Source organism: Streptomyces sp. NPDC006430 (assembly GCF_040612395.1).
GTDB lineage: Bacteria > Actinomycetota > Actinomycetes > Streptomycetales > Streptomycetaceae > Streptomyces.
In genome coordinates, this window is record NZ_JBEXQA010000001.1 from 288,853 (window position 1) to 301,364 (window position 12,512).

General features: G+C 73.0%; 11 protein-coding genes. 4 read left to right on the top strand and 7 right to left on the bottom strand.

Annotated features, from left to right (window positions below; translation table 11 throughout):
* Positions 1 to 5: 5 nt before the first annotated feature.
* Positions 6 to 2,732, top strand: coding sequence for a phosphodiester glycosidase family protein (locus ABZZ20_RS01380; RefSeq protein WP_356865486.1), 2,727 nt, complete (start codon positions 6 to 8; stop codon positions 2,730 to 2,732).
* Here the strand turns inward: ABZZ20_RS01380 and ABZZ20_RS01385 are convergent.
* The 3 genes from ABZZ20_RS01385 to ABZZ20_RS01395 all read right to left on the bottom strand — a co-directional run bounded on the left by ABZZ20_RS01385 (position 2,729) and on the right by ABZZ20_RS01395 (position 6,195).
* On the bottom strand, positions 2,729 to 4,759 hold the full coding sequence (locus tag ABZZ20_RS01385; RefSeq protein ID WP_356865488.1) for an ABC transporter permease: 2,031 nt from the start codon (positions 4,757 to 4,759) through the stop codon (positions 2,729 to 2,731). The two genes, ABZZ20_RS01380 and ABZZ20_RS01385, sit on opposite strands and share 4 nt — an antisense overlap.
* 129 nt (positions 4,760 to 4,888) lie before the next feature.
* Positions 4,889 to 5,668 (bottom strand): molybdate ABC transporter substrate-binding protein, encoded by a 780-nt coding sequence (gene modA, locus ABZZ20_RS01390; protein WP_356865490.1) that lies wholly within the window; start codon positions 5,666 to 5,668, stop codon positions 4,889 to 4,891.
* 131 nt (positions 5,669 to 5,799) lie between these two features.
* Positions 5,800 to 6,195 (bottom strand): helix-turn-helix transcriptional regulator, encoded by a 396-nt coding sequence (locus ABZZ20_RS01395; RefSeq protein ID WP_356865492.1) that lies wholly within the window; start codon positions 6,193 to 6,195, stop codon positions 5,800 to 5,802.
* 133 nt (positions 6,196 to 6,328) lie between these two features.
* On the opposite strand from ABZZ20_RS01395, the gene ABZZ20_RS01400 reads away from it, so the two are divergent.
* Complete coding sequence (locus ABZZ20_RS01400) at positions 6,329 to 6,748, top strand: RNA-binding S4 domain-containing protein (protein ID WP_356865494.1); 420 nt, start codon at positions 6,329 to 6,331, stop codon at positions 6,746 to 6,748.
* Between the two features lie 145 nt (positions 6,749 to 6,893).
* On the opposite strand, the gene ABZZ20_RS01405 is transcribed toward ABZZ20_RS01400, so the two are convergent.
* The 3 genes from ABZZ20_RS01405 to dhaK form a co-directional block, all read right to left on the bottom strand.
* Positions 6,894 to 7,298 (bottom strand): PTS fructose transporter subunit IIA, encoded by a 405-nt coding sequence (locus ABZZ20_RS01405; RefSeq protein WP_356865496.1) that lies wholly within the window; start codon positions 7,296 to 7,298, stop codon positions 6,894 to 6,896.
* Positions 7,295 to 7,897 carry a dihydroxyacetone kinase subunit DhaL gene (dhaL, locus tag ABZZ20_RS01410; protein ID WP_356866116.1) on the bottom strand — a complete coding sequence of 201 codons (603 nt, stop codon included), beginning with the start codon at positions 7,895 to 7,897 and terminating at the stop codon, positions 7,295 to 7,297. The genes ABZZ20_RS01405 and dhaL overlap by 4 nt, the downstream gene beginning before the upstream one ends.
* 62 nt (positions 7,898 to 7,959) lie before the next feature.
* Positions 7,960 to 8,964, bottom strand: coding sequence for a dihydroxyacetone kinase subunit DhaK (gene dhaK / locus ABZZ20_RS01415; RefSeq protein ID WP_356865498.1), 1,005 nt, complete (start codon positions 8,962 to 8,964; stop codon positions 7,960 to 7,962).
* 454 nt (positions 8,965 to 9,418) lie between these two features.
* On the opposite strand from dhaK, the gene ABZZ20_RS01420 reads away from it, so the two are divergent.
* Both ABZZ20_RS01420 and ABZZ20_RS01425 read left to right on the top strand, forming a co-directional pair.
* Entirely contained in the window at positions 9,419 to 10,954 is a 1,536-nt protein-coding gene (locus tag ABZZ20_RS01420) for an MFS transporter (protein WP_356865500.1), read from the top strand.
* A 179-nt stretch (positions 10,955 to 11,133) separates the two neighbouring features.
* Positions 11,134 to 11,565 carry an ester cyclase gene (locus ABZZ20_RS01425; RefSeq protein ID WP_356865502.1) on the top strand — a complete coding sequence of 144 codons (432 nt, stop codon included), beginning with the start codon at positions 11,134 to 11,136 and terminating at the stop codon, positions 11,563 to 11,565.
* Between the two features lie 212 nt (positions 11,566 to 11,777).
* Here the strand turns inward: ABZZ20_RS01425 and ABZZ20_RS01430 are convergent, their stop codons facing one another.
* Entirely contained in the window at positions 11,778 to 12,422 is a 645-nt protein-coding gene (locus ABZZ20_RS01430; protein ID WP_356865504.1) for a CBS domain-containing protein, read from the bottom strand.
* Between the last annotated feature and the right edge of the window lie 90 nt (positions 12,423 to 12,512).

The following is a 12,512-nucleotide window of genomic DNA, read 5'->3' on the forward strand; positions in this document are numbered from 1 at the left end:
CCCGTGTGCTGACCCTCCGTCCGCTGCTGCCGGTGCTGCTCGCCGTCACGCTCGCCGCCCTCGGTCCCCCCGCCACCACGGCTCCGGCGCATGCCGCCGGCTCCGGCACCGACTTCGGCTCCGACGGCATCGAGACGGCCCGTACCGGCCGGCAGATCGCCCCCGGCGTGCGGCTGGAGTCGTACGACCGGCTGGAGACCGACCGCTGGCTGCGGATCGACGAGCTCGTCGTCGACCTCGGCGGCAGCAGCGGCGTACGGGCCGAATACCTGGGTGGTCGCGGCCCGGCCACCGTCGCCGACACCGCCGCCCGCCACCCCGCCGGTCCCGGACGGCGCGTGATCGCCGCGGTGAACGGGGACTTCTTCGACATCCGCGGTACGGGTGCCCCGCTCGGCCCCGGCATCGGCGCCGGGCGGCTGCTGCACTCCTCCACCCCCGGCCCAGGCCCCGCCCCGGCCGTCGGATTCGGCGCCGACGGCACCGGTCGGGTCCTGCGCCTCGGACTCGGCGGAAGCGTCACCCTGCCCGGCGGAGCGGTTCGCGGGCTGGCCGGGTACAACGCGGCCCGGCCGCCCGCCGAGGGCCTGGTCGCGTACACCGCCGACTGGCCGGGCACCGCGTTGCCCGCCCTCGGCAGCGCCGTCACGGTCCGGGACGGACGGGTTACGGCAGCCGTCCCGCCGGTGGCCCCGCCCGCCCCGGCCGAGCGCCCCGAGCCCGGTACCACCCTGCTGGCTGCCACCGGCGCCGCAGCCGCCGTCGAACTCGCTGCCCTGCGACCGGGGGACGCCGTGGCAGTCGCCGCACGGCCCGTCCCCGTCGCCGGGCCGGTGCCGATCGCGGCGGTCGGCGGCAGGGAGGCGCTCGTCGTGGCGGGCGTCCCGCAGAACCACGACGGCGCACCGAACAACACCGCCGCCCCCCGTACGGCCGTCGGGCTCTCCCGCGACGGCCGAAGGCTGAGGATCCTGACGGTGGACGGCCGCCAGGCCGACAGCGGCGGCCTCACCCTGACCGCGCTCGGCCGGTTGATGCACCGGCTCGGTGCGTACGAGGCCCTGAACCTGGACGGCGGCGGCTCCTCGACCCTGCTCGCCGCTCTGAGCGGGGCCAAGGCCCTCGCGCTGGAGAACTCCCCGTCGGACGGGCAGCTGCGGCCCGTCCCCAACGGGCTCGTCCTCACGGCCCCGGCGGGCACCGGCCGCACCACCGGATTTCGCGTCGAACCCGCCGGCGGCACCACTGAGGAGCTCACCCGGGTCTTCCCGCGGCTCACCCGGACCCTCACGGCCACCGGGTACGACGCGCTGCTGGGCCCGGCCCCGGGCGCGCCGCTCTGGTCCGCCGACGGGGCCGGAACAGTCGACTCCGCCGGAGTGTTCCACGCTGCGCGCTCCGGAAGTGCGACGGCGCACGCCCAGCGCACGACGGCGCACGGCACGCTCCGCCTTGAGGTGCTCGGCCGACTGATCGGGGTCCGGCCCACACCGGCGCGCATCGGTCTCACGGCGCAGGGCGAGAGCACCGCATTCCATCTGATCGGATACGACGCACAGGGCACGGCCGCAGTCGTCGAACCCCGCGACGTCACCTTGGACTTCGACCGGTCGCAGTGGAGTGTCACCGACGACCGCCGAGGGGGCTTCACCGTCACCGCCCTCGTTCCGCAGGCCGCCGGGCGGCTGAAGGCCACCGTCCGGACCACCGGCGCGGCCAAGGCCGGCACTGCCCCCGGCACGACTGCCGAACTCGCCCTCGGCGTGGGCCTGGAGACCCGCCCCCTCGCCGAGCTGGCCGACGCCGCCGCCTGGACCGGCCCGGGCGCCTCCCCGGCCGCGGGGCACCCCGGCCCCGGGCTCGCCCTGGATCTGCCCGGGGCCGGAGCCCGGGGGAGCGCTGCCCCGCCGCGGCCCCTTCCCGTACCGGAGCTCGCCCGCTCGCTCACGCTCTGGGTGGACGGCGACGGCTCCGGGGCCCGACCCGCCGTGGAACTGGCCGCTGCCGGTGGGACCGCGGTCACGGTCCGCGGACCCGCCGTCGACTGGACCGGCTGGCGGGAACTCACCCTGCCGCTTCCGGCGACCGCCGAGCTGCCCCTCACCGTGACCCGACTCTCGGCGGTCGCGGGCTCCGGCCCCGGACGGTTGTCGCTCGACACGCTCGGCGTCCGGATCCCGCCGACCGGACCGGATCCCGCGCCGCCGGTGCGGGATCCGATCGTGGCCACCGAAGCGGGGATCCGGGCGCGGCCTTGGCGGTTCGCGGTCCAGCCGGTCGGGGGAGGTCGGGCGGGCACCGCGGACCCCGGTGCCGACTTCGTGCTGACCGGGGCCCGACACCCGGCGTTCGTCCACCGCGGCGTACGGTTCCTGTCGCTCGACACCACCCGGCGCACCGTGGCCGGAGGCGGTCTCGACCGGATGCGGGCCCTGCGCGACGCTCTGACGGTCGCCGCCTGCGAGCCCGACACCGGCGCACTGGCCGTCGTACGGGCGTATGCACCGGACACCGTGGACCGCAAGGAAGCAGCCCTGACGGCGCACCTGCTCGCCGAGTTCCGGCGCACCACCGGCAAACGCGCCGCGTTGATCACCATCGGCGCCCCGGCGTTCGCCGCCGGCCGGGCGGACGGCGTGCTGTCCGTCGCCGCCCCGCGCACCGGCCGGACCGCGGTGGGCGTCGACGCCTTCGCCCCCGGGGACTGGCTCGCCGTACGGCAGGTGTGTTAGAGCCGTACGAGCGTGACCTCGGTGGCCTTCACGCTCGTCCACACCTTCGTGCCGTCGACGAGGCCCAGTTCGGCCGCCGCCTCCGGCGTGATCTCCGCGACCAGATCGGGCACCTCGGCGGAGCCGACCAGTACGCGCAGCCGGCTGCCGACCGCGGTGATCTCCCGTACGGAGCCCTGCCAGACGTTGCGGGGACTGCCGCCCGGGCGGTAACGGTGCACGGACACCGCCTCCGGGCCGATGATCGCCAGCGCGGAGGCCCCCTCGGGCAGTGGCTCCGCCACCACCAGCCGGCCCCCGGTGGCCAGTACGAGTCCGTCGGCCGACGCGATGCCCGGCCAGGCATTGCGACCGAGCATCCGGGCCACCCACGGGGAACGCGGATGTCGGGTGACCTCGGCGGGCGGCGCGTCCTGGAGGGTGCGCCCGTCGGCGAGTACGAGCACCCGGTCGGCCAGCGACACCGCCTCGACGGGGTCGTGCGTGACGATCAGGCAGACTCCGCCGAAGCCGGCCAGGTGCGTGCGCAGCGTGTGGCGCACGTGGGCCCGGGTGGTCTGGTCGAGTGCGGCGAGCGGCTCGTCCAGCAGCAGCAGGCGGGGCCGGGCGGCGAGGGCGCGGGCCAGGGAGACGCGCTGGGCCTGGCCGCCGGACAACTCGGCGGGCTTGCGGGCGGCGAGCCCGCCGACGCCGAGCCGGTCCAGCCACCGCTGCGCCTCCCGACGCGCCTCGGCGCGCGGCACCCGGCGGGCCCGCAGCCCGTAGGCGGTGTTGGCCAGGGCGCTCAGGTGCGGGAACAGCGCCCCGTCCTGCGGGACCCAGGCGACCTGGCGCTCGTGCGGGGGCAGTGCGGTGACGTCGGTCCCGCCGAGCCGGAGTTCGGCGTGGGCGCGCGGGGTGAGGCCGAGGAGCGCGCGCAGCAGGGTGGTCTTGCCCGCGCCGTTCTCGCCGACGACGGCGATGGTCGTGCCGGGGTTGGCGTCGAGGGTGAGCTGGTTGAAGCCGGTGACGTCGGCGTGCAACGGCCAGTGGTCGACGTCGTTGCGGTCGCCGGATCGAACACCGGACCGAACATCGGACCGGTCGGTGGCGAGGGCGCCGGCCGGGTGGGCCGGCTCGCCCGCGTCGGCTGGCACGGCGGCCCGGGCCGGCAGGGCTTCGGGAGACGGCACCTCCTCGGGGACCCGCGACGCCCCGTCGGGCCTGCGGGCGCTGCGGGCGCCGGGGGCGCCGGGGGCGCCGGTCCAGCGTCCGCGCAGGGCGATCAGTACGCCCATGGCGATCGCGAGCAGCAGCAGGGAGACGGAGGTGGCGGCTTCCGGGTTGTCCTGGAGCAGCAGGTAGACCTGGAGCGGCAGGGTCTGGGTCGTGCCGGGCAGGTTGCCGGCGAAGGTGATGGTGGCGCCGAACTCGCCGAGCGCGCGGGCCCAGGTGAGCGCGGCCCCGGCGATCAGCCCGGGGGCCACCATCGGCAGGGTCACGGTGAAGAACACCCGGACCGGCGCGGCACCGAGGGAGGCGGCGGTCTCCTCGTAGCTCTGCTTGAGGCCGCCGAGCGCACCCTCCAGGCTGATGACGAGGAACGGCATGGCCACGAAGGTGGCCGCGACGACCGCGCCCGACGTGTGGAAGGGCAGGGTGACGCCGAACGTGTCCTCCAGCCACGGCCCGAGCAGTCCGCGCCGGCCGAAGCCCAGCAGCAGCGCCACACCGCCGACGGTCGGCGGCAGCACCATCGGGAGCAGTACCAGTGAACGGACGAAGGCCTTCCCCCTGAAGTCGACGCGGGCCAGCAGCCAGGCCAGCGGCACGCCGAGGAGCAGGGAGAGGCCGAGGGCCCAGAGGGACACGTACAGGGAGAGTCGCAGGGCCTGGACCACACCGGGGCTGGTGAGGTGGGCGTCGAGCTCGTCCCACTGGGTGCGGGTGAGGATGCCGATGAGGGGCAGCAGCAGGAACGCGACGGCGAGCAGTGCGGGCAGCGCCAGGGTCACGGGGGGTCGGGTGCGGGTGCGGGGTCTGCGCATGGGGGTTCCTGGCTGAAGCGTACGGGGGTGGGAACGGAGCGGCGCGACGCACCTGGAGGGGCCGCACCTGGAGGGACTCCCCCCCCCGAACGGGGCAGTGCCTCTCGGGCCTCGCGACTCCGGTGCCGGCTACGCCTTCTGGAAGCCCGCATCCTGGAGGATCTTCTGGGCCTCGGGGGTGCTCAGCCAGGCCACGAACGCGGCAGCGGCCCCGGCGTTCTCGGACTGCTTGAGCGTGGCGGCCGGGTAGGAGGCCACGGCGTTCTGGTCGTCCGGGATCTCCACGGTGTCGACCTTGCCTGCGGACTTGGCTGAGTCGGTCTTGTACACGAGGCCGGCGTCGGCCTCACCTAGTTCGACCTTGCTCAGCACGGCGCGGACGTTGGGCTCCTGGGAGACCGGCTTCACCTCGACCTTCTGGGCGTCGAGGATCTGCCTGCTGTAGCGCCCGACCGGGACCTCGGGGGCGGCGAGCACCACCTTGAGCTTGGTGTCGGCGAGGTCCTTGAGACCGGCGATCTTGAACGGGTTGCCCTTGCCGGTCGCGATGACCAGGCGGTTCTTGGCGATGACCGACGCAGCGTTGGTGTCGGCCTTGAGGCCGTCCATCGTCTTGGTATCGGCGGTGACCAGCGCATCGGCCGGAGCGCCCTGCTTCACCTGGGCGGCGAGTTCTTGGGAGCCGGCGAAGGAGAAGGTGATCTTCGTGCCCGGGTGGGCCTTCTCGTATGCGGCCCCCGCGGTCTTGAAGACGTCGGTGAGGGAGGACGCCGCGAGGACGGTGAGGTGCGCGGCCTTGGCTTCGGCGGCTTTGTCGTCGCTGCTGTCGCAGGCGGACAGTGCGGGCACGAGGAGGGCGGCGGTCAGCGCGGCGGCAAGGGCACTGCCGCGGTTCGGGGTCGGGGACACGTGGTGCTCCTCGGTCGGGTCGGTGCGGGCCGGGTGCCGGTTCCGCGCGGTGGTGACCCGCGCCGGTGACGGGCGGAGCGGGTGGGGGGACGCGTTCAGGTGCAGGTGCTGGCCGATCAGTGACCTGCCGGTCAGGTGCGGTCGATGTGCACGCTGGTGGACTTCACGCGGGCGGTGGCTTGCATGCCGACCTCCAGTCCGAGCTCCTCGACGGCCTCGCGGGTGAGGAGGGAGACCAAACGGTGGGGACCCGCCTGGATCTCGACCTGGGCGGCCACGTCCCCGAGCTTGACGGCGGTGATGAGGCCGGGAAAGGCGTTGCGGGCCGAGGTGTACGGCTCGTCGTCCTCGGCGGGCACGCCCTGCCCCACCTCCACGCAAAGGGCGGCGAGGTCGCGGCCGTCGACCAGTCGCCGGCCGGCCTCGTCGCGATGCGTCGCGACCCGGCCGGCGTCGGCCCAACGGCGGGCGGTGTCCGGGCTGACGCCCAGAAGGCGGGCCGCCTGCCCGATGGTGTATGACTGCATGTGCGACAAGGTAGGGGCACCTGTCCCGCATTTGCAATTCTATTGGGATGATCTACATGGCAGATGCTGCACCTCTTGGTGAATCCGCCAGAAGCATTCCGGATCCGCCGGACGCGCTCGCTAGAGTCGTGGCATGGCTGATGAAGCAACGGGAACTGCTGCGGGAACCGGAACGGCGACGGGCACGAGCACGGGCACGGTTCGGGTGGACGCCTGGATCTGGTCGGTCCGCCTCACGAAGACCCGCTCGGTCGCGGCGACCGCCTGCCGGGCGGGCCATGTGAAGGTCAACGGGGAACGCGCGAAGCCCGCGCAGCCGGTGCGGGCAGGGGACGAGGTACGGCTGTTCCACGCCGGGCGCGAGCGCATCGTGGTGGTCAAGCGGCCCGTGGCGAAGCGGGTGGGTGCGCCGGTGGCGGCCGAATGCTTCGTCGACAACAGCCCGCCCGCGCCGACACGCGTCGAGGCCGCGGTGGTCGGCATCCGCGACCGGGGTACCGGCCGCCCGACCAAGCGCGACCGCCGCGACATCGAATCCCTCCGCGGCCGCTGATACCCGCTGGCCCTGCCCTGCCCTGCCCTGCCCGGCCCCGTCCCCGTCCCCGCCCGTCCCCCGCTGGGCCTGACCGCTGGGGACGGGCGCGAGGGGACGGGCGTGAGGGGACGGCCGTGAAGGGGCGGGACCCCGAGGCCCCCGGTCAGGACTTGCGGTACGCGTAAGCCTCCGTGGCCGCGGAGGCGACCGCGTCCAGCGGCGCGCCCGCCGATGCCGAAACCACCGCCGCCACCGCGCCCTCCAGGAACGGTGCGTCCACCAGCTTGGACCCGGGGGGCAGCTCGTCCTCCAGTAGCAGGGCCTTCACGGTCAGCACCGAACTGCCCAGGTCGGCGAGGAGCGCGACCCCTGCGCCCCGGTCCACCTCGCGCGCCGCCGCCACGATGTGCTCCGCGCTCGTGCCCAGACCGCCGCCCGAGGCGCCGCCCGCCGCGGCCACGGGGACGACCGGACCGCCCGCCGCCAGACCCCGCGCGAGTTCGGCCACGGACTCGGCGACCGCCGCGCTGTGCGACACCAGTACGATCCCCACCACCGGCACGGTCATCCCGCGTCCGCCACGTCCGCGAGGGCGGCCAGCACGAGTGCTGATGACGTCGCCCCCGGGTCCTGGTGCCCGATGCTCCGCTCGCCGAGGTAGCTCGCCCGCCCCTTGCGGGCCAGTATCGGCACCGTCGCCCGGGCGCCGTTCTCCGCCGCGTCCCCGGCCGCCCGGTACGAGGTGCTCAGCGCCGCCACCCCCGGCACCAGCGCATCCAACATCGTCTTGTCGCCCGGCGCCGCCCCGCCCAACTGCGCCACCGCGCCCACCCCCGCGTACAGGGCCTTGCGGAGGTCGTCGTCGGAGACCTCGACCGCGTCCCCGAGGTCCTTGCCCGTTCTCCGCAGCAGCATCCCGTACAGCGGGCCCGACGCTCCGCCGACCGTCGAGATCAGGGTGCGCCCCGCGAGTTGCAGCACCGCCCCCGGTGTCGTGGGAGGGTCCGCCTCCAATGCCACCCGTACCGCCGTGAAGCCGCGCAGCATGTTGCTTCCGTGGTCGGCGTCCCCGATGGGGGAGTCGAGTTCGGTCAGCCGGTCCGCCTCGCGCTCCACCGCTGCCGCGGTGGTCGTCATCCAGCGCCGGAAGAAGTCCGCGTCACGCAATTCCGTCTCCTCGCCCTGTTCCGGCATCAGCCGGACGGTGCCCCGACAGCCTCACCTTACGTTCAGCGGCCCCAGCGCAAGGCTGCCGTCTGGACCGGCGCGTCCCACAGCCGCAGCAGTTCCTCGTCAACGCGGCACAACGTCACGGAACACCCGGCCATGTCAAGGGAGGTGACGTAGTTTCCGACCAGCGTCCGCGCCACCGGCACACGCCGCTGCGCCAACAGCCGGGCCACCTCCGCGTGGAACCCGTACAGCTCCAGCAGCGGCGTCGCCCCCATACCGTTGACCAGGGCGAGCACCGGCCCGTCGGCCGGACCCGTCTCCGTCAGCTCCTCCAGTACGGCGCCCACCGCGATCTCCGCGATCTCCCGGGCCGACATCACCGCCCGCCGTTCGCGGCCCGGCTCGCCGTGGATTCCGACCCCCAACTCCATCTCCCCGTCCGGGAGATCGAAGGTGGGGCTGCCCTTCGCCGGTGTCGTGCACGCGCTCAGCGCCACGCCGAAACTGCGCGAGGACTCGTTCACCCGCCGGGCGAGCGCCGCGACCCGCTCCAGCGGGGCACCCTCCTCCGCGGCAGCCCCGGCGACCTTCTCGACGAACAGCGTCGCCCCGGTGCCACGGCGTCCCGCCGTGTACAGGCTGTCGGTCACGGCGACGTCGTCGTTGACCAGCACCCGTTCGATCCGCAGGCCGTCCTCCTCGGCGAGTTCGGCGGCCATCTCGAAGTTCAGCACGTCTCCGGTGTAGTTCTTGACGACGAACAGCACGCCCTGCCCGCAGTCCACAGCCGCAGCCGCCCGCACCATCTGGTCGGGCACCGGCGAGGTGAACACCTCCCCGGGGCATGCCGCCGACAGCATGCCGTGCCCCACGAACCCGGCGTGCATCGGCTCGTGCCCGGACCCGCCGCCGGACACCACCCCGACCCTTCCTCCGACCCGCGCGTCCCGCCGTACGACGACCCGCCGCTCGACGTCGACGTCCAACTCGGGATGCGCGGCGGCCATCCCGCGCAGCGCGTCGGCGACGACGCTCTCGGCACTGTTGATCAGCATCCTCATGCGTATCTCCCGGTGAGGTTGAGGTGACTCTCTGAGCGGTCTTTTTCGCAGGTCAGAGCAAGTGATCGGTCCTTGGTGCCCGGAAGTGGGATCTGGCGGTACTGATGCTGACCTCTTGCTGACCTCTTGCTGCCCTCGGTGACGCCCAGCCAGGCGGCGTGCCGACTGCGCACCGCTCGCTTCGACGGTAGGCGAGCCCACCCCGCATCGACAGGCAGACGGGTTCCGCACCGGTCGGTGTTTACCCGTCAGGACCCTGCTCCAGCGGGCAGGGGAAGAAGCTGGCGGCGCGCACCGCGGCGCCGCACCGCGGGTCCGGGTGGTCCGAACCGGTGTCGGGCCGCGTGGGTCGGCCGGGGAGAGCGGCCCGGTAGTGGTGGCCGGGTTACGGTCGGTCCGGTCCGCGAGCGGTTGGCGAGCGGTCGGCATTGGCCGACGTACGGGAGGTACTGCTGTGTCGACTGCGGAGCCGCGATCCATCATCGCGCTGCTCCCGATCATCTCGGGACTCTCCCTCGCTTTCACGATCACGGCCGTCGACCCGCTGGTCCTCAGCCTGAACATGCCACAGATCAGCCGGGCGCTCGACGTGCCGCCCGACGTCATCGGGTTCCTGGGAGGCGCGGCGACGCTGGTCGTGGCCGCCGCCGTGCTCGCCGTGGGCAGTCTCGGGGACGCCTTCGGGCTCAAGCGGCTGCTGATGCTGGGGCTGGTCGGCGACATGGTCGTCAACCTGTTGTCCGCGCTCTCCCCCGGCTACGTGTTCCTGCTGGTGATGCGCCTCCTGGACGGCCTGGCGCTGGCCGCGATGCTGGGAGTATCGCTGGCCCTGCTCAAGGTATCGGTGCCGTCGGAGAGACGACCGGCGGCCATCGGCATCTTCATGGCCATCGAAATGGTGCTGTGCGGGCTGACCCCCGCGGTCGGGGGCTGGGTGGTGGACACCGTCGGCTGGCGGTGGCTGTTCCTGCTCGCCCCACTGCTGTCGCTGATCGCGCTCGGGCTGACGGCCCGGTACGTCGTCGAGCCCCCCGTCCTGAAGCGCCGCGCAGTGGACGTCGTCGGTGTCAGCCTGGTCGGCGTCACCCTGCTGACCCTCGTCCACGGCATCGCAGAGGCGGAGAACGGGATCTCCCAGGTCCAGGCCTGGCTGCCGTTGGTGATCAGTGTGGTCGCCGGCGTGCTGTTCGTGATCCGTGAGCGCCGGACACCGGAACCGGTCCTGGACCTGTCGCTGTTCCGGAGCGGCCCGTTCACCGTGGCCGCACTGGCCAGCCTGACGCTGAACTTCATCGTCGCGGGGTTCAGTTTCGTCCTGGGGCAGTTCGGCAGTGTGATCCTGGCGCTCTCCCCGCGCACGATCGGCCTGCTGTACCTGCCCGGCACGCTGGCGATCGCGGGCGCCGTCATCCTCGCCGGGCGCCTGATCGGGAAGTACACCCCCCGGCCGGTCCTCATCACCGGCCTGCTGGTGCTGGTCGCGGGCGGGTTGTTGATGACGGCCACCGCCGAGCCCACGATGGCGCTGTGGATCCTCGTACTGGCCACCTGGCTCACCAACCTCGGATCGCTGGTGACCTCCTCCGCAGTGGCCGAGACCATCCTCTCGCACGCCCCACCCGGAAAGTCCGGCGCCGTGGCCTCCGTTCAGCCGGCGTTCGGTATGACCGGCTATGCGCTCGGGCCCGCCGTCTACCTCCTTCTTCTCAACCTCTTCTTCCAACAGCAGTGGCTCAACGACGCCGAGGCGCGCGGTATGTCGGCGGCCCAGGCCGATCAGGCCGTGGACGCGACACGAAGCGCGATGGCGCACAGCCCGGGCACCGCCGGATACGACCCGAACCTGCTCCGGCAGTCCGGACTGGACCTCGGGCTGGACTTCACCAACGGCCTGAGGCTGACCATGCTCGTCGTGTCCCTCCTGCCGCTGGCCCTGGCTGTGGCGGCGTACCTGCTCATGCCCCGCCGCCGGACCCCCACCACGCCGTAGGAGCCGTCCGGTCACCGGGGCCACCCACCAAACCACGGGTGATGCGGCCGAGTTGGGGCAGAGCTCTGCTGAGGTCCCGGTCGGCCGCTCGTCAGGCGCCCGCTGCCCCGCCGGGCTGCACGGTCGGACACGGCGGGTCAGCATGGAAGGAAAAGCATGTTTCCCGAGTGGAGGTTCCCATGGTTGACAACGAAACTTTCGTCCGTGACATGTTCCAGGCGTGGAACGACCGGGACTACGACTCCATCGCCGCTTCCGTCGCTTCGGACTGCACCCTCATCGAGGAGGGCAGCGGAAGGACGTTGCAGGGTCCGGAGGGGTTCACCCAGCTCGCGAAAGCCATGTTCGATGCGATGCCCGACGGAAAGTTCACCCTCGACCACCTCACGTCCCAGGGAGACACGGTGGTCGTCGAGTACACGGGCAGCGGCACGCAGACCGGAGACCTGGTCCTGCACGCGGGCACCGTGCCCGCCACGGGGCGTCACGTCAAGGTGCACGCGTGCGACATCTACGAGGTGAAGGACGGCAAGATCCACGAGGGTCGCGCCTATCTGGACACCGGCGCCATCATGAGCCAGCTGGGTCTGACCAAGCAGCTCCAGAGCTGACCGGACGGCCGCGGCGGCTGCCCGCAGGGCGTCGCCGTGGCCCGGCCGGCACGATCGCACCTGGTCAGCTGTTCTGGGCGAACGGGGCCACGCCGTCCTGCTGAAGCGGGACCTGGCTCCTTAGGTGCGGCACTCGGCATTCGGCACGCGGTACGGGTGGTCGGTGCGGGCGTCGACGACCTGTGCCACGGGGTCCTGAAGACGCGGCGGGCTCAGCGGGACGCCAGGTTGCACCGCACGCCGACCACGCCCTCCACGGCCTCGGCGAGCTGGGTGGCCACGGGGATGAGGGCCGTATCGCGGACGCGTCCCGTCAGGGTGACGATGCCGTGCGTGACATCGATCTTGACGTCATGCTGCGAGACGGGGAAGACGCGCGAAACGACTTCGCTGCGTACCTCGGCGGCGAGTTCGTCGTCGGAGCGGAGGAAGACTTTCAGGAGGTCGGCGCGGCTGACGATGCCCTTGAGGGTTCCGTTGGCGTCGACGACGGGGAGGCGTTTGACGTGCCGGTCGGCCATCAGCCGGGCCGCTTGGGGGAGGGTGGCGTTCGGGCGGATCGTCACGGCCGGGGCGGTCATCAGCTCATCGGCCCGCAGCGAGCCCGCCTTCACGGTGTCGCCGAGGTGTCGCACGTGTTCGATGAGGCCGGGGCGGTGTGCGTGGAACTCCTCCTTGGGGAGGAGGTCGGCTTCGGAGACGACGCCGACGACACGGCCTTCGCCCTCGACGACGGGGAGTGCGGTGACCTTCCACCGCTCCATGGCGGAGACGATCTCCTTGAAATCTGCTGCCGGTGCGACGGTGACGACGGTCCTCGTCATGACGTTGCCGACGGTGCACGGGGTGGGGGTCATGGCACGGTCCTCAGCGGGCGGGGGCGAGCGGGGCGTCGCATCCGGGCCGTCCAGGCCGTCCGGGCCGGATCCTCGATGGAGTCCTCATGT